Origin of the sequence: Sphingopyxis macrogoltabida (assembly GCF_001307295.1) — a bacterium.
Taxonomy (GTDB): domain Bacteria; phylum Pseudomonadota; class Alphaproteobacteria; order Sphingomonadales; family Sphingomonadaceae; genus Sphingopyxis; species Sphingopyxis macrogoltabida_B.
Window position 1 is genome coordinate 2,045,557 of record NZ_CP012700.1, and the last position, 17,036, is coordinate 2,062,592.

Below are 17,036 nucleotides of genomic sequence, written 5' to 3' on the forward strand. Positions count from 1 at the left end.
TTGATATATAAGTTTGTACTTATATAAATATCCCGGCACCAACCGCGAGAATCATCATGCCGTTCGATACCGCCGCCCAAGCCGCCATGGTCGTCCGCAAGGTCGAAGATGTGACGCATGCGGGCGAGCCCTGCCGCGCCGTCGTCGCGTCGCGCGACTATGCCACCGGTATCGACGATCTGTGGAACGCGATCACCGACAAGGAACGCATTCCGCGCTGGTTCGCGCCGGTCGAAGGCGACCTTTCGCTTGGCGGCAGATATCAGATCAAGGGCAATGCCGGCGGCACCGTCACCGCGTGCACGCCGCCGCGCCATTTCGCGCTGACCTGGGAGTTCGGCGGCGGGATGAGCTGGGTCGAGGTCGAACTGGCCGAAACCGGCGACGACAGCACGCGCCTGACCCTGCGCCATATCGCCCCGCTCGACGACAAGTCCGAGGAGTTCTGGGACAAATTCGGTCCCGGCGCCGTCGGCGTCGGCTGGGACCTGTCGCTACTCGGCCTCGCCTGGCACCTCGAAACCGGCGCGGCGGTGCAGGAGCGCTTTGCCGAGGATAGCTGGCCGCTGAGTGATGAAGGCAGGGCCTTCGCGACGTCGAGCAGCGATTCATGGACCGCCGCCTCGATCGCCTATGGCACCGCCGCAGATGCCGCGAGCCGCGCGGGCGCCAGCACGACCGCCTTCTATACCGGCACCGCCGCCCCCGAATGATGCACGCCTTCGATATCCTCGGCGATCCGGTCCGCCGCCGCATCCTCGAACTGCTTGCGGACGGCACGCAGGCGTCGGGCGCGATCGTCGAGGTGATCGCCGCCGAATTTTCGATTTCGCAGCCTGCGGTGTCGCAGCACCTGCGTATATTGCGCGACAGCGGCTTCGCGACATCGCGCGCCGAAGGACGGCGACGGCTCTATGCGGTCGCGCCCGAACGCTTCGACGAAGTCGATGCATGGGTGCAGCGTTTCCGCGGCACATGGGAACCGCGCTTCGAAGCCCTCGCGACCGAAGTGGCGCGGGGCAAGAAGGCGCGGCGCAGAGAGCAGGAAAGCTAGGCGGTCAGCGCCGCATCGCGCAGCCCGCGCCACACCCTCAGCGCCTGCCGGTTTTCGGAGACATCGTGAATGCGCAGCATCTGCGCGCCCTGCGATGCCGCCTGATAATGGAGCGCCACCGTTCCGCCGAGCCGCTGGTCGGCGGGCGCTTCATTGTCGAGCGCGCCGATCATCCGCTTGCGGCTGGCGCCGAACAGGATCGGGCAACCCAATGTATGGAACAGCGCGAGACCGTTGATCAGCGCGAGATTGTCGGCAATTCCCTTGCCGAAACCCAGCCCCGGATCGACGATAATCCTTGCCGGATCGATCCCCGCCGCGACGCATGCCGCGACCCGCTCGGCGAGCATGTCGTACACGTCGAACAGCACATGGTCATAACCGCCGCCCGCATGCGGATCGCTCTTGGCGGCCGGGGCGTGCATCAGCACGACCGGGCAGCGGGCGCGGACAACGACCTCCATCGCGCGATCGTCGTAACGCAGCGCCGAAATATCGTTGACGATCCCCGCCCCCGCCCCGAGCGCGGCCTCCATCACCGCGGCCTTGCGCGTGTCGATCGAGACCGCGACGCCGCCTTTCGCCAGCCCCGCGACGACGCCCTCGATCCGCTGAATCTCGTCGCCTTCCCAGACGAGCGGCGCGCCCGGGCGCGTCGATTCGCCCCCGACGTCGATGATCGCTGCGCCAGCCGACGCCATCGCAAAGCCCGCATCGACCGCCGCTGCGGTATCGACATGCTTGCCGCCGTCCGAAAAGCTGTCGGGCGTGACGTTCAATATGCCCATCAACTGCGGTTCGTTCAGCCGGATCGTTCGCTCGCCGAGTTGGAGCGCGCCGCGCGGACGCACGGTCGCGGCACGCTGCGTGGTAGCCGCCCGCGCGAGCGTATCGGGCATCGCGGCGATCCAGTCGTCGAATTCGGCGACGGTCACGATGGCGGATTTCACCACGCCATCGTCGCGCAGGCTGACCTGCCACGCAGCGAACCAGACCATCGTGTCGGCGATGCGCTGACAGCCGTCGTCCAGTTCGTGCGGCCGGTCGACAAAGCAGGCGGGGCGGCAATAGATTTGGGCGTCCGCCGAGGCGCTGCCGAGGGCGGGTTTGGTGAGTGGGGTAAACATCGCTCTCCCTTACCCGTCATTGCGAGCGAAGCGAAGCAATCCAGGGCGGTTTACGCCAGCTCTGGATTGCTTCGCTTCGCTCGCAATGACGCCGTGCTGTTACGCCTCGTTGGCCAGCAGCCAGTCCTGCCGCACCGCATCGATCACGCGCAATTCCTTGCCGGTATCGAGGTGCCAGAAGGTCCAGCCGTTGCAGCTCGGCGCGCCTTGCAATCCGGCGCCAACCTTGTGGATCGACCCGGCCGGCTGCCCCTGGCATTCGAGGCTGCCGTCGACGCGCACCTTCGCTTTCCAGCGACGCTTGGTGTCGGTCAGCACCGTCCCCGGCGCGATCATGCCGCATTCGACGAGCGTGCCGAAAGCGACGCGGGTCGCGGCCTTGGGTGCCATCATCGTCTTCACCGCGCTTTCGTCGAGCGGCAGCGCCATCTCGATCCGCTCCAGCGCGGCCTCGATATAGTCGTCCTCGCGCTCGATCCCGATGAAATGGCGTCCGAGCCGCTTGGCGACGGCGCCCGTCGTGCCGGTGCCGAAAAAGGGATCGAGGATCACGTCGCCGGGGTTCGAGCAGGCGAGCAGGATGCGATAAAGCAAGGCTTCGGGCTTTTGGGTCGGATGGACCTTGTGGCCGCCCTTCTTGAGCCGTTCGGGACCGCCGCAGATCGGGATCAGCCAGTCGCTGCGCATCTGCAGCTCGTCGTTCAGCGTCTTCATCGCGCGATAGTTGAAGGTGTAGCGCGCCTTTTCGCCCATCGATGCCCAGATCAGCGTCTCATGCGCGTTGGTGAAGCGGGTGCCCTTGAAATTGGGCATCGGGTTCGCCTTGCGCCACACGATGTCGTTGAGGATCCAATAGCCTTGGTCCTGCAGCGCGGTGCCGACGCGGAAGATGTTGTGATAGCTGCCGATCACCCAGATGCTGCCGCCGGGCTTCAGGATGCGCTTCGCTTCCCTAAGCCACGCGTGGGTAAAACGGTCATAGGTCGCGAGGCTATCGAACTTGTCCCAGTCGTCGTCGACCGCATCGACCTGGCTGCCGTCGGGACGCAGCAGGTCGCCGCCGAGCTGGAGATTATACGGCGGATCGGCAAAAATCATGTCGACCGATGCGGCCGGCAGGCTGCGCATCATTTCGACGCAATCGCCCTGCAGGATGCTGTCGAGCGGCAGGTCGGCGTGCGTCGATTGTGGCGCCGGTTTCGCCGCGCGCTGCTTCGCCGCCGGGGCCTTGACCCGTTCCATCACACCCATGTTTCGCCCCTGTCTTCGTCCGAAAGAAGGCCCTGATGAGTCAGGCGGAGTCCGCCGTCAAGCGCAGGACTCTAGGGATTCCGCGTCACCAACTGGTTAACGGGATGAGAACGAAAGGAGTCTGCCACGACATATGGAGTCCGTCGCGACTCGGAGACTCAACCACTGGTGGTGTGTCGATGGGGACTCAGTGGCGAAAAAAATTTCAAAATTGCTCCTCCCTGTGGCGAAGCCATGGGGAGGTGGCAGCGCGAAGCGCTGACGGAGGGGCTTTAACGCGACGCCTTAGCCCCTCCACCATGCTTCGCATGGTCCCCCTCCCCACCGCTTAGCGGCAGGGAGGAATTATATCCCGGGGTCGACACCGGTCAGTTCGACCGAACGCACCCACAGTTCGCGCGCGAGCTTCGGATCGCGCGCGGTGCGCGTCGCGCGCGCCGGGCCCGAGCGGCCCGATATTTCGCCGAGCCCCTGCGGCCCCAGATAATCGCCGCCCTGCACATTGACTCCGGTCGCTGCCTGCAACGTCGGCCAGGCGCCCTGCGCGGCGCTGTTGAAAAAGGGCGCGGCGAGCGGCGTCATGCTGCGCAGCGGCAGCGGCAGGTGGCGCGTCAGTTCGGTGAGCGCGACGCCGGGATGGCAGCCGATCGCCTGCGTCGCGCGGCCGGCGGCGCCCAATCGCCGGTCGAGTTCGAACATATGGAGCAGGTTGGCGAGCTTGCTCGTCTGGTAGCGCTGCCAATTGTGGTAGCTGCGGCTGGCCGACAGGTCGCTGAAATCGATCTCGCCGCCCTTGTGAGCGATGCTGGAGGTGATGACGATGCGGTCGTCGACATGGGGGTGCACCAGCCCGGTAAAGGCAAAGGTGCCGAGGTGATTGACCCCGAATTGCGATTCAAACCCTTGCCTGGTGAGTGTTTTCGGCGGGATCATGATCCCGGCATTGTTCACCAGCACGTCGATCCGTGACCCGGCGAGCACCGCGTTTGCCGCGTCGCGGACCTGATCGAGGTCGGCAAGGTCGAGCGGCTGGAACGACAGTTCGGCCGCCGGAACGTCGGCCCGGATGCGGTTCATCGCCGCCTCGGCCCGATCGGCATCGCGGCACGCGAGGATGACATGCGCGCCGCGCGCCGCCAGCACGCGTGCTGTCTCGAAACCGATCCCGGCATTGGCACCGGTAACCAGGAAGGAGCGCCCCGTCTGCGTGCCGACATCGTCGGCCGTGAACCCGCTGCGCATGACGCTCTCCTGCGTGTTTCAGACCAGATGCAGTTGAGCGACCGGCGCAAAACTGGTCCGATGGAGCGGTGTCGGGCCGTGTTGCCGTAACGCCGCGAGATGGTGCGCGGTACCATAGCCCATGTTGGTCTCCCAGCCAAAAGCAGGAAACTCGCGCGCCATCGTAATCATATAGCGGTCGCGATGCTCTTTCGCGATGATGCTCGCCGCCGAGATGCACGGGTGGATCGCGTCGCCGCCGATCACCGCGGTCGCCGTATAGCGCCAACGCGGCAGCCGGTTGCCGTCGACGAGCACTTCGGCGGGCTCGAAACCCAGCGCCTCGACCGCGCGCGTCATCGCGAGGAAGGTCGCCTGCAGGATGTTGATGCGGTCGATCTCGGCGACACTCGCCTCGCCAACGCCCCAGCGGCAGCGCGCCTTGATTTCGATCTCCAGCTCGCCGCGACGCCTGGCGGAGAGCTTCTTCGAATCGTCGAGCCCGGTGATACCGCCTTCGCAGAGCAGCACCGCCGCCGCGACGACCGGCCCGGCGAGCGGCCCGCGGCCGGCCTCGTCGACCCCGACAATCATTCGGAGCGATCCAGCGAACCGGGGTTTAGTTCCCGTTCGCATCGAGCGAAGTCGAGATGCCCGTCAGCATGGCGCAAGGTCGAAGGGTGTCTCGACTTCGCTCGACACGAACGGGACAAGGAAACGCCGCGCAAGATCAGATACGCCACGGCGGATACCTCCGATATTCGCCCGCCTGGTACAGGCACAGCCGGTTGCCAGCCGGATCGGTCAGCCGCGCCTCGCGCCAGCCCCAGTCCTCGTCCTTCGGCATCTGGTCGAAACGAACCCCGCGCCGCGCCAGATAGGCGACCCACGCGTCGAGCGCGCCGCTTTCCAGATAGGCCGTCGCGCCGCCCGCCTCGCCGTCGCCCACATGGATCGACAGCGTCACGCCATTGATCGCCTCGAAGCGCGCATAACCATTGTCCGGGCTGTCGACGATCTGCGTCAGGCCGAGTTGTTTGTAGAAGCCGACCGACGCCGCATAATCGGTTGCGGGCAGCGTGAACTGGTTGAGCGCCGGGCCGGTGAACAGCCCGTCGTTGCGCACCGCCTGCTGTCCCATCGGGCCATGCCCCTCGCCCAGTCCCGGCGCATCGAGCAGCGCCAGCCGCACGAAATCGCGCGCCCGCGCCACTGCGGGCTCAAGCGGCATGCCCTGCGCCAGCCCGCACGCGATCGCGCTCGCCAGCGTGCAGCCGGTGCCGTGGGTGTGCCGGCTGTCGATGCGCGGCGCCTCCCAGCGCGCGACCTCGCCCGCATCGGGTTCGAGCAGGCGGTCGGTCACCGTCTCGCCCGCGCCATGCCCGCCCTTGACGAGCAGCGCGCAGCCGTGCGCGAGCACTGCCGCCTCGCCACCCAAGGCGTCGAGTTCGCCCAGATTGGGCGTTGCGACCGTGGCGCGCTGCATCAGCGCCTCGAACGCGCGGATCGTCGCGGCGTCGGCAAGCACCGACCCGCTCGTCGACACCATCACGGGGTCGAACACGACCGGCGTCGTCGCCAGGTCGGCGCGCGCGAGCCGTTCGGCCACCGCCGCCGCCGTTTCGGCGCTGCCGATCATGCCGATCTTGACCGCATCGACGCCGATGTCCTGAACGACGCTGTCGATCTGCATCAGCACCATCTCGGCCGGGATCGCGTGCACGCCCTGCACGCCCATGCTGTTCTGCGCGGTGATTGCGGCAATCGCGGTCATCGCATGGCCGCCAAGCATCGTCACCGTCTTGATATCGGCCTGGATGCCGGCGCCGCCGCCGCTGTCCGATCCGGCAATGATCAGGACGCGTGCGGTCAACCCTTATACTTTCGCACCGTCGATCCGGGGAATTTCGCCAGCGCCGCGCCTTCGCGCAGCGGCCGGTCGAGCAGGTCGCCGCCGCAATTGGGGCATTGCTCGTCGAGCCGGTCGGCGCAATTCGCACAGAAGGTGCATTCGAACGAGCAGATGAACGCCCCATGGGCGTTCGCGGGCAGATCACGCCCGCACTTTTCACAATCGGGTCGCATTTCAAGCATGGCGGTTCGCTGCCTCCTTTACGGCGTCGCATATCATATCGACGACCTGTTCAACTTGTCCGGCATCGTCGCCCTCCGCCATCACGCGGATGACGGGCTCGGTGCCCGAGGCGCGGATGACGAGGCGCCCGCGCCCGGCGAGCGCCGCCTCGCCGTCGGCGATGGCGGTCTGGACATTGCCGTTTTCGAGCGGCTTGCCGCCCGCGAAGCGGACATTCTTCAAAAGCTGCGGCACCGCATCGAACTGGTGGAGCAATTCGCTCGCCGGCCGGTCCGCCGCGACGAGCTCGGCGAGCACCTGCAGCCCGGCCAGCGTGCCGTCGCCGGTCGTCGCATGGTCCGACAGAATCATATGCCCCGACTGTTCGCCGCCGACGTTGAAGCCGCCTTCCTTCATCCGTTCGAGGACATAGCGGTCGCCGACCTTGGTGCGTTCGAGCCGCAGCCCCTCGCCTTCGAGGAAGCGCTCGAGGCCAAGGTTCGACATCACCGTCGCGACGACGCCGCCGCCCTTCAGCCGCCCCTGCCGCGCCCAGCTCGCGCCGATCAGTCCCATGATCTGGTCGCCGTCGACGATCGCGCCCTTTTCGTCGACGACGATCAGCCGGTCGGCATCGCCGTCGAGCGCGATACCGATGTCGGCTCCGCTCGCGACGACGGTTTCCTGGAGCAACTGCGGTGCGGTCGAGCCGCATTTGTCGTTGATGTTGGTGCCGTTGGGAGAAACCCCGACCGAAATCACGTCGGCGCCGAGTTCCCAGAACACCGTCGGGGCGCTGTTGTAAGCGGCGCCATTGGCGCAATCGAGGACGATCTTCAGTCCGTCGAGGCGAACCGATTCGGGCAGGCTCTGCTTCACCGCGTGGATATAACGGCCGCGCGCGTCCTCGATCCGCTTGGCACGGCCGATCTGCGCCGGTTCGGCGAGCTTCGGTTCGCTCGCGAGCAACATTTCGATCTGGACCTCGTCCTCGTCGGATAATTTATAGCCGTCGGGCCCGAACAGCTTGATCCCGTTGTCGTAAAAGGGGTTGTGGCTGGCCGACAGCATGACGCCAAGGTCGGCGCGCATCGAGCGCGTCAGCATCGCTACCGCCGGGGTCGGCATCGGCCCGACCTGCACGACATCCATGCCGACGCTGGTAAAACCCGCGACGAGCGCATTTTCGAGCATATAGCCCGAAATACGCGTATCCTTGCCGATCACGACGCGATGTTTGTGGTCGCCGCGCAGGAAATGCGCGCCCGCCGCCATGCCGACGCGCATCGCGACCTCGACGGTCATCGGAATCTGGTTGGTCAGTCCGCGGATACCGTCGGTTCCGAAAAACTTGCGCATGCCACCTCTGCTACTTAAGCGGAACATCGAGACAAGAGCTTGTCCCGGCCACCCCCGGCGACGGCCCTAGGTCACCCGTTTTTGCTTGGCAAGCTGGCCGGAGGGGTTCGCAGGTGAATCGGTCGTGAAATCCGCATGGATCATCCTCTCGGCGCTGATCGCCGGTATGTTGCTGGGCGTCGCGGTCGAGACGATCTCGGTCGAATGGGGCACGGCATCGCTGCCCTATATCGAATGGGTCGGCCTGCTCTGGCTCAATGCGCTCAAGATGACGATCATCCCGCTGATCGTCGCGTTGCTGATCACCGGTATCACCGCGACCGCCGATGCCGCGCGGGCGGGCAAGCTGGCGGGCCGCGCCGTGGCGATCTTCATCGGCGCCAACCTGCTCGCCGGGCTGATGACCCTGCTGGTGCTGCCGCTCCTGCTGCGCGCCTTTCCGATGTCCGCCGCGGCCGCCGACGGGCTGCGGCATGGGCTCGGCGGTTCGACCGACGCCGTCCCCTCGCCCACCTTGACCGATTTCGTCCTCGGCCTGATCCCGACCAATCCGATCGCCGCGGCGGCCGACACCTCGATCCTGCCGCTGATCGTCTTCACGACCATTTTCGCCTTCGCGATCAGCCGCATCGGCGACACCGAGCGCGCAACGCTGTCGGGGTTTTTCAAGGCCTTGGGCGACGCGATGCTCGTCGTCATCGGCTGGGTGCTGGCGCTCGCGCCGCTCGGCGTCTTCGCGCTCGGCTATGCGCTCGCGGTCAAGGCCGGGGTCGCCGCTTTCGGCGGGCTCGTCCATTATGTGCTGATGCTGTCGGCGATCGGCGTCTGCACAATCATCCTCGGGATCGCGCTTGCGGTGTTCGTCGTCGGCATACCCTTGCCGCGCTTCGTCCGTGCGATGGTGCCGACCTTTGCGGTCGCGATCAGCACGCAAAGCTCGCTCGCCAGCCTGCCCGCGATGCTCAAATCGTCGGCCGAGCTCGGCGTCGAGCCCAAGAAGGCCGATATCGTGCTGCCGCTCGCGGTCGCCTTGTTCCGCTTCACCAGTCCGGCGATGAACCTCGCGGTCGTCGTCTATGTCGCGTGGCTGTTCGGGGTCGAACTGACGCCGCTGGAAATGGCGGTCGGCCTCGGCGTCGCGCTGGCCGCGGCGCTCTCTTCGGTCAGCCTGCCGGGCTCGATCAGCTTCGTAACCTCGATCGCGCCGATCGCGATTGCGATGGGCGTGCCCGTCGCGCCACTCGGCCTGCTCGTCGCGGTCGAAACCTTTCCCGATATCTTCCGCACCCTCGGCAATGTCGTGGCGGACGTCGCGGCGACCAAATATGCCGCCGACGGTGTAGAAGACGACAGTCCCCCCGCAGGAGTCACCCCATGAAATATCGCACGCTCGGCCACGGCCTTAAAGTCTCCGCCATCGGCATCGGCTGCATGCCGATGATCAAGGGCGGCAACATCCTCTATGGCGAAAATGCCGACCTCGGCGAATCGACGCGCACTATTCATCGCGCGATCGACCTTGGCGTCACCTTTTTCGACACCGCGCAAATCTATGGCCCGTTCAGCAACGAGGAACTGCTCGGCGAAGCGATCCGCGGCAAGCGCGACGGGCTGGTCATCGCGACCAAATTCGGTTTCCGGTTCGAAGGCCAGAAGATCGTCGGGGTCGACGGATCGCCCGCCAACGCCCGCGCCGCGTGCGAAGGCTCGCTCCAGCGTCTCGGCATCGACACGATCGACCTGTTCTACCAGCACCGCGTCGATCCCTCGATCGCGATCGAGGAGGTCGTCGGCGGGATGATGGAGCTGGTCAAGGAGGGCAAGGTCCGCCACATCGCGCTGTCCGAAGCCGGACCCGAGACGATCCGCCGCGCCGCCAAGGCGGCGCCGATCACCGCATTGCAGAGCGAATATTCGATCTGGGAACGCGAGGTGGAGGACGAAATCCTGCCCGCCTGCCGCGACAACGGCATCGGCTTCATCCCCTATTCGCCGCTCGGCCGCGGTTTCCTTGCCGGCACGATCCGCAGCCGCGACGAATTGCCCGAAAATGACTGGCGGCGGAACGATCCGCGCTATTCGGAGGAGAACCTCCCCGCCAACCTCGCGATCGTCGATGCGATTGCCGGGGTCGCGGCGAAGCACGGCGTGTCGAACGCGCAGGTCGCGCTCGCCTGGCTGCTCGCGCAGGGCGACGATATCGTCCCCATCCCCGGCACCAAGCGCCGCGCGACGATGGAGGACAGCGTCGGCGCCGCCGAGGTGACGCTGACCGCCGACGACCTTGCCGCGATTGACGCAGCCGCGCCGAAAGGCGGGACGAACGGACCGCGCTACGGGGAACAAGGCATGCGGATGGTGCGGCTATAGCGATCGACCGCGAATTTCCTCTCTTCGTCACCCCGGACTTGATCGGGAGTTATGCCGTATAGGCTAGTAACATGTGTACCCCGGCTTTCGCCGGGGTACATCTACTTGTTCGAGAGGGATAAGCGCCGACTTGATCCGGGGTCCATACTTCCGCGCTGCGATGGACCCCGGATCAAGTCCGGGGTGACGACGGATGGGGTCGCCGGCCAAAAAGCGGGCTCGCAAAGACAAGGACGATGACGATGGCCGAAGTGCTGGACGAGGGGCCGTTCTTTCACGGCACGATCGCCGATTTGCGCGTCGGCGATTTCCTCATGGCGGGCCGCCCCTCGAACTATCGCCCCGAAGTGGTGATGAACCATATCTACTTCACAGCGCTCGTAAGTGGTGCAGGGCTTGCCGCTGAAATTGCGGCAGAACTTATCGAAGGCGACGCCGTCCCGCGCGTCTACCTCGTCGAGCCGACCGGGGCATATGAGAATGACCCCAATGTCACCGACAAGAAATTTCCGGGCAATCCCACCCGCTCTTACCGCAGCAGCGCGCCGCTCAGGATCCTTGGCGAAATCACCGATTGGCCCCGATTGACGCCCGAAGCGCTGCAGATGTGGCGCGAAAGGCTGATCGCGCTGCCTTCGGACCAACGCGGCGAAATCATCAACTGATGCCCTTTTGATCCATCCGCGCGCATAGCTCGTCGACCTTTGCTGCCAGCTCGCCGATCCGCATCTGGTCGAGCTTTTCGTGCAGCCGCATGATTTCGAGCTCGGCGCGCAGGTTGATCTCGTAGTCGACGCTCGCGGTCAGCCGGTCCTTTGCCGACTGGCGGTTCTGGCTCATCATGATGATCGGCGCCTGCACCGCGGCGAGCGTCGAGAGCATCAGGTTGAGGAAGATGAAGGGATAGGGGTCGAAGGCGAGCCCGAAGCGCTGCAAAACCTCCGAATTGAGCAGCATCCAGCCGAGCAGCACCAGTGTGAAAACGATGATGAACCCCCACGAGCCGCCGACCGCCGCGACGCGGTCGGCGAGCCGGTCGCCGGTGCTCGCCTGCGCATCGCCGATATCGGCGGCGTCGCGGCTGCTCGGCGCGCGCGCGGCGATCGCCTGCACGACGCGGACTTCTTCGGGATCGAGCTGATCGAAGGCGCGGCCGAGCAGGCGCAGCGACAGGTCGTTGAGATGCGTGCCCGCGTTCATGCCGCTCCTATCCGATCCAGCGCCAGACGCCCGCGACCATATAGCCGAGCGCGCCATGCGCCCAGGTCGCGGCGATCCACAGCACGATGCCACCGAACAAGGCGTGCGGCCGCGGCAGCGTATCGCCCCATGGCGCCCCGCCCAGTTGGCGGGCGAAGGGCACGAAGCTCGTCCGCGCCGCCCAGTGCCGCCAGCTATCGCCCATCAACCGCGCCTTCTTGACGTCCTGCCCCGCCGACCCGGCGAGCGCGAGGAAGGCAATCATCCCCGAAAGGACGAACTGCGCCGGCGTCGGCATCACCAGCGCATGCGCGAAAGCCCAGAGCGCGAAGCCCCACATCATCGGATGGCGCGTGATCGCAAAAACGCCGCGCGGTGCGCCCTGCGCGGCAAAGGCGGCGTTCGGCGCCGGCAGCGCCGGGTTGCCGATCAGCGACCCCATGAACAATATGCTCGCGAACAGGACGAGCAAGGACGCAAAGGCCCAGAGCAAATCGCCGGCGACCCACAAAGGCGGCTCGGGCGGCATTCCGCGCCACGCCTGCACCACCATGATGAACGTCGCGATCGCGACGATCGAATAGACGATCAGGAACGCCCGCTCGCCCATCCGACCGGCGAGCGGCGCGCGCAGCGGATGCGACAGCGCGAAATGCGTGCCGACGAACAGGACGCATGTGGTGACCAGCAGCGACATCGGTTGCATTGGAGCGCTCTCCCTCTCCCATCAACACCCTTCGATCATATCACATCCGTCATCCCGGCGAAGGCCGGGATCTCGCCGTAGCCGCAAGACGCGAGGGCGAGATCCCGGCCTTCGCCGGGATGACGAAATGAGGGGTGTCGCGCGGTCCAATGCAACGCCCGAAATGACTATCTGTCATAGGCTTTCGGCAATGCGCCCTCGCCCGGCGTCGCATAGCGGTCGCGCAGGCGGTCCTGCCGTGTCGTCAGCGACTGCGCCTTGCCGTCGATCCACACCGCGGTCGGCCGGCTGCCGAGTTCGAGCGGATCGTCGTCCCAGATCACGACGTCGCCGACGCGGCCGGGGCGCAGCGATCCGATGCTGCCCTCCATTCCGACCGCGCGCGCCGGGGCGCTGCTGATCGAGGCGAAGGCCTGATCCCAGCTCAGCCCGCTCGCGCCCGGCAGCTTCGCCAGCCCGACGAGGTTGCCAGCATATTGGGTGGCATAGCCCATTTTATGCGCATCGTCGTCGTCGAAGACGCCGACCGAGATGTCGACACCCGCCGCCTTCAACCGCCCGGCGTTCGACTGGGTCGCGCCCAGCCGTTCGAAACTGTCGGGCAGGTCGCTGAGCGGCGACACGAGCACCGGCACCTTCGCTGCCGCGACCTCGCGCGCGACCAGCCAGCCTTCGGTGACGCCGACGAGGACGAGCTTCAGCGCAGGGAATTCGCCCTTCAGCTTGATGACGTTCAATATATCGGCGGCGCGGTCGACGCGGACGAACAGCGGCGTCTTGCCGTCGATCACCCGCACCAGCGCCTCGGCATCGGCGCGCTGGATCATCGCGTCATTGCCCCATTCGGCCAAGGTCGCGGGGTTGCGGGCGTAGCTGCGCGCGGCGAGCAATTGTTCGCGAAACAGAAGGAAGGTCGCGGCGCGGCTGCCGCCGGCCTTCGCCGAACCGTCTTCACCAAAGGCGACGAATTGCAGCGCGCGCGGGCGCGTCACCATGTCCATGTCGTCGGCCAGGTCGACGACGGCGCCCTGCCCGGCGAACAAGTTGCTGCTCGCGCTCGGCGCGACGATCGCCCGGGTGACGCCCGAGGCGCGGTTGACCGCGACCGGCGAGCCCATCGGGTTGAGCGCGGGCGCGATGTCGAGCCCGGCGGAAAAGCGCGACCGCGCCGCGCCGCGGTCGTTCGTCCCGGTAACGGCGTCGACCTCGACCAGCCCGACGCGGCTGAATGCCGCAACGATGCCCGGCGTGACATAACGGCCCTGCGCATCGACACGTTCGATCCCGGCGGGCACGGCAACCCCGGCGCCTGCCGCGACGACCTTGCCGCCGCGGATGACGACCGAACCGCCCTCGACCGGGGCGCTGCCGTCGCCGATGACGAGCTTTGCATTGACGATCGCGACGTCCTGCGCGGCGGCGGGCGTGGTAAGCGCCAGGGCTGCAACCAATGCACTCCCCAATTCCGCTCGTGTCGAGCGAAGTCGAGACACCCCGAAGGCGCGCACGACTGATGGGCATCTCGACTGCGCTCGATGCGAACGGAAATTGAGGAAGGTGACGAGATTTCTCATTTCACATCTCCCTCGCCCGGGTGGCCGAGCTCGAAGTCGCTCACCGGCCGCCGTTTCGGGTCCATCGCGTCGAACATCAACGCGCCGTCGATCCATACCTTTTCGGGGCGCGTATAGGCGCTGAACGGATTGCCGTTCCACAGCACGACGTCGGCCATCTTGCCGGGTTTCAGGCTGCCCGTCTTTTCGCCGATCCCCAGCGCCTTCGCCGGGTTCCACGACAGCCAGGTCCACGCCTGTTCGTCGCTGATCTGCATCCCCATGCGGCGGCCGGCCTTCAGCGCCTTCGCCGCTTCCTGATTCAGCCGCTGGATCTGGTTGGCGTCATCCGAATGGACGATCGTGCAGGCGCCCGCCTTGTACACCAGCGGAATATTCTCGTTGACACTGTCATAGGCTTCCATCTTGAAGCCCCACCAGTCGGCCCACATTGCCGAGCAGATATTCTCTTTCGCAAGGATATCGGCGATCTTGTACGCCTCGACCGCGTGGTGGAAGGTCGATACCTTGTAACCGAATTCCTTCGACATATCGATGACCAGCGCCATCTCGTCGGCGCGGTAGCAATGATTGTGGACGAGGATTTCGCCCGCCAGCACGCCCGCGAGCGTTTCCATCGCGAGGTCGCGGTCGACGACCTTGCCGTCGTCCATCTTTTTCTTGTACGCCGCCGCCTTCTGCCACGTCGCGCGGTTGACGGCGAAATTGCCCATGCGGGTCGAGGGCATCCGTCCCTTGGCGCCATAGACACGCTTCGGATTTTCGCCGCATGCCATTTTGAGGCCATAGGGGGCGCCGGGGAATTTCATCCCCTGCACCGTGCGCGACGGCACATTCTTGAGCGTGATCGAGCGGCCGCCCATCAGATTGGCGCTGCCCGGCAAGATCTGGAGCGAGGTCACGCCGCCATTGGCCAGCGCGCGGCTGAAGCCCGGATCCTGCGGCCAGACGCTATGTTCGGACCAGACCTCGGGCGTCGTCGGCGAGGTTGCTTCATTGCCGTCCGAATGCGCATCGACGCTGGGCGAAGGATAGTCGCCGAGGTGGCTGTGGATGTCGATCACGCCCGGCGTTACATATTTGCCGGTCCCGTCGACGATATCGGCGCCCTCGGGGACCGGCGTGTCGGCGCCGCCGACCGCCTCGACCTTGCCGCCCGCGAGCAGCACGGTGCCATTGTCGATCCGCCCGCCCTCGCCGTCGAAGATGGTGACGCCGCGCACCGCCGTCGGGCGGCCCGGATAAGGCTTGTAGGTCGAGGGATAGGGGTCCTTGTCGAACTTGACCGGCTTCGCCGCCGGCGCGGTGGGCTCGTCGCCCGCCGACTTCGCATCGGACCCCGTCGCGGCACAACCGGCGAACGCCAGCGACACCGCGGCGAGCAGGCCGCCCTTCACGCCCCGGATCATCGCTTACGCCCCCTTCGGTTCGGGATGGGTGCCGGCGGCCTGCGGTTCGCCCAGTTCTTCGCGGCCGGGAATCTCCCGGTCGCGCAGCGTTTCGAGATGCATCCACTTCTTGACGATCGGCGACAGCGCAAGCACGACGACGCTAACGCCGATCGTTATCAGCCCGATTTCCCAATAGATGCCGAGCGTCGCTTCCTTGGTCATGTTGCCGCTTTCGCCGCCCGTCGCCTCGCCGATCTTGCCGGCGACGAAATTGCCGACGGCTGTCATGTAGAACCAGGCCCCCATGATCAGCGACGCAAGGAAGCTCGGCGCCAGCCGGTTCATCGCGCTGAGCCCGACCGGCGACAGGCAAAGCTCGCCCGTCGTATGGAGCAGATAGAGCATGAAGACGAAGAAGACCGGCGTCGCGACCGCGGGCCCGACGCTGTTCGCGCCCCAGACGAAGACGAGGAAGCCAAGGCCGACCTGCGCGAGCGCCAGCGCGAACTTCGCGGGCGCCGACGGTTCGAGCCCGCGCTTGCCGAGCCATTGCCACAGCGCCGCAAAGACCGGCGCGAAGAGGATGATGTAGATGGGGTTGATCGACTGGAACACCGACGCGGGGACGCCGCCCTTGTCGACAAAACGGTCGGTATAGAGGTTGAAGCTGCCGCCGGCCTGTTCGAACAGACCCCAGAACAGCGGGTTCAATGCGATCAGGAACAGGATTGCGAACATACGCTCGCGCGGTTCCTTGTCGAGCTTGAAACTTTCGTAGAGGACATAGCCGAGCAGCGCGAGGCCCGAGACGATCAGGATATTCTGGATGACGTCCTGATACTGGACCAGCGCCCACATCACCGCGACCGCGGCGATGCCGATGCCATAGATGGAGATTTCCTTGTTGCGCGCCAGCGGCGCCGGTGCCTCGCCCGCGCCGAGCAGGACGTTCTTTCCGAGGACGAAGACGATCAGGCCGGCGACCATGCCGATGCCGGCGAGGCCGAAGCCGTACGACCAGCCGATCTTCTGGCCGAGATAGCCGACGAGGATCGTGCCGAGCGCGGCGCCGACGTTAATCCCCATATAGAAGATGGTATAGGCAGCGTCGCGGCGGGCATCGGTCAGGCGATAGAGCTGACCGACCATCACCGAGATGTTCGCTTTCAGGAAGCCCGAACCGACGATGATCAGCGCCAGCGCCAGCCAGAAGACGTTGATCGCGCCTTCGGACTGCTTGACCGCGGCATCGGTGATCCCGTGATCGCCCTCGACCGCCATGAACAAATGGCCGAGCGCGAGCAGGACGCCGCCGAACAACACCGCCTTGCGCTGTCCCAGATAGCGGTCGGCCAGATAGCCGCCGAGCACCGGGGTGATATACACAAGGCTGGTATAGGCCCCATAGATCAGGTTCGATTTGCCGTCCGAAAACAGCCAGTGCTGCGTCAGGTAGAAGATCAGCAGCGCGCGCATGCCGTAGTAGGAGAAACGCTCCCACATCTCGGCGAAGAACAACATGTACAGGCCCTTGGGGTGGCCGGCGAATTCGGGTTTCTTGCTGCCTGCAATCAGTGCCCCGATGGTCAGGAACACCCCCAGCACGACCAGCGCGATCACCGCGATCCAGTCGCCTTCGTCCCAAAGGCCCATGTCTTTCATGTAAATGTGTCCCTTTTCCCGGATATTTTGACCGCGGCTTCCCGCCG

The 17,036-nt window shown here is 65.8% G+C and carries 17 protein-coding genes; 5 read left to right on the forward strand and 12 right to left on the reverse strand.

The window, feature by feature from the left end; all coding sequences use genetic code 11:
* The first annotated feature begins 56 nt into the window (after positions 1-56).
* Positions 57-713 carry an SRPBCC family protein gene (locus tag AN936_RS09715; protein ID WP_054587974.1) on the forward strand — a complete coding sequence of 219 codons (657 nt, stop codon included), beginning with the start codon at positions 57-59 and terminating at the stop codon, positions 711-713.
* A complete protein-coding gene (locus AN936_RS09720; protein ID WP_234715792.1) occupies positions 710-1,054 on the forward strand; it encodes an ArsR/SmtB family transcription factor in 345 nt (114 codons plus the stop codon). The genes AN936_RS09715 and AN936_RS09720 overlap by 4 nt, the downstream gene beginning before the upstream one ends.
* On the opposite strand, the gene folP is transcribed toward AN936_RS09720, so the two are convergent.
* The 7 genes from folP to glmM form a co-directional block, all read right to left on the reverse strand.
* Positions 1,051-2,181, reverse strand: coding sequence for a dihydropteroate synthase (folP, locus tag AN936_RS09725; protein WP_054587976.1), 1,131 nt, complete (start codon positions 2,179-2,181; stop codon positions 1,051-1,053). The two genes, AN936_RS09720 and folP, sit on opposite strands and share 4 nt — an antisense overlap.
* A 99-nt stretch (positions 2,182-2,280) precedes the next feature.
* On the reverse strand, positions 2,281-3,432 hold the full coding sequence (locus tag AN936_RS09730; protein WP_054587977.1) for a site-specific DNA-methyltransferase: 1,152 nt from the start codon (positions 3,430-3,432) through the stop codon (positions 2,281-2,283).
* 345 nt (positions 3,433-3,777) lie between these two features.
* Entirely contained in the window at positions 3,778-4,674 is an 897-nt protein-coding gene (locus AN936_RS09735; protein WP_054587978.1) for an oxidoreductase, read from the reverse strand.
* Positions 4,675-4,692: 18 nt separating this feature from the next.
* Positions 4,693-5,247, reverse strand: coding sequence for a ribonuclease HII (locus AN936_RS09740; RefSeq protein ID WP_173585649.1), 555 nt, complete (start codon positions 5,245-5,247; stop codon positions 4,693-4,695).
* 136 nt (positions 5,248-5,383) lie between these two features.
* Positions 5,384-6,526 carry a bifunctional hydroxymethylpyrimidine kinase/phosphomethylpyrimidine kinase gene (thiD, locus tag AN936_RS09745; RefSeq protein WP_054587980.1) on the reverse strand — a complete coding sequence of 381 codons (1,143 nt, stop codon included), beginning with the start codon at positions 6,524-6,526 and terminating at the stop codon, positions 5,384-5,386.
* Positions 6,523-6,747: a DUF1272 domain-containing protein gene (locus tag AN936_RS09750; protein ID WP_054587981.1), complete on the reverse strand. Its 225-nt coding sequence runs from the start codon at positions 6,745-6,747 to the stop codon at positions 6,523-6,525. The genes thiD and AN936_RS09750 overlap by 4 nt, the downstream gene beginning before the upstream one ends.
* Positions 6,740-8,086 carry a phosphoglucosamine mutase gene (gene glmM, locus AN936_RS09755; RefSeq protein ID WP_054587982.1) on the reverse strand — a complete coding sequence of 449 codons (1,347 nt, stop codon included), beginning with the start codon at positions 8,084-8,086 and terminating at the stop codon, positions 6,740-6,742. Before glmM ends, AN936_RS09750 begins: the two co-directional genes overlap by 8 nt.
* 124 nt (positions 8,087-8,210) lie before the next feature.
* Here glmM and AN936_RS09760 point away from each other — a divergent pair, with 124 nt between their 5' ends.
* The 3 genes from AN936_RS09760 (at position 8,211) to arr (ending at position 11,121) form a co-directional block, all read left to right on the forward strand.
* Positions 8,211-9,464: a dicarboxylate/amino acid:cation symporter gene (locus tag AN936_RS09760; protein WP_084758267.1), complete on the forward strand. Its 1,254-nt coding sequence runs from the start codon at positions 8,211-8,213 to the stop codon at positions 9,462-9,464.
* Complete coding sequence (locus AN936_RS09765; protein ID WP_054587983.1) at positions 9,461-10,456, forward strand: aldo/keto reductase; 996 nt, start codon at positions 9,461-9,463, stop codon at positions 10,454-10,456. The genes AN936_RS09760 and AN936_RS09765 overlap by 4 nt, the downstream gene beginning before the upstream one ends.
* A gap of 242 nt (positions 10,457-10,698) precedes the next feature.
* Positions 10,699-11,121 carry an NAD(+)--rifampin ADP-ribosyltransferase gene (arr, locus tag AN936_RS09770; protein ID WP_054590208.1) on the forward strand — a complete coding sequence of 141 codons (423 nt, stop codon included), beginning with the start codon at positions 10,699-10,701 and terminating at the stop codon, positions 11,119-11,121.
* On the opposite strand, the gene AN936_RS09775 is transcribed toward arr, so the two are convergent.
* The 5 genes from AN936_RS09775 to AN936_RS09795 all read right to left on the reverse strand — a co-directional run bounded on the left by AN936_RS09775 (position 11,114) and on the right by AN936_RS09795 (position 16,989).
* Positions 11,114-11,656, reverse strand: a complete 543-nt coding sequence (locus AN936_RS09775) for a DUF1003 domain-containing protein (RefSeq protein ID WP_054587984.1) — start codon at positions 11,654-11,656, stop codon at positions 11,114-11,116. The two genes, arr and AN936_RS09775, sit on opposite strands and share 8 nt — an antisense overlap.
* 7 nt (positions 11,657-11,663) lie before the next feature.
* Positions 11,664-12,362, reverse strand: a complete 699-nt coding sequence (locus AN936_RS09780) for an NnrU family protein (protein WP_054587985.1) — start codon at positions 12,360-12,362, stop codon at positions 11,664-11,666.
* A gap of 167 nt (positions 12,363-12,529) precedes the next feature.
* The gene (locus tag AN936_RS09785; protein ID WP_234715793.1) at positions 12,530-13,813 is read right to left on the reverse strand and encodes an amidohydrolase family protein; all 1,284 of its coding nucleotides are present in this window, start codon (positions 13,811-13,813) and stop codon (positions 12,530-12,532) included.
* A gap of 119 nt (positions 13,814-13,932) precedes the next feature.
* Entirely contained in the window at positions 13,933-15,345 is a 1,413-nt protein-coding gene (locus AN936_RS09790; RefSeq protein WP_084758268.1) for an amidohydrolase, read from the reverse strand.
* A 3-nt stretch (positions 15,346-15,348) separates the two neighbouring features.
* A complete protein-coding gene (locus AN936_RS09795; protein WP_054587987.1) occupies positions 15,349-16,989 on the reverse strand; it encodes a peptide MFS transporter in 1,641 nt (546 codons plus the stop codon).
* Between the last annotated feature and the right edge of the window lie 47 nt (positions 16,990-17,036).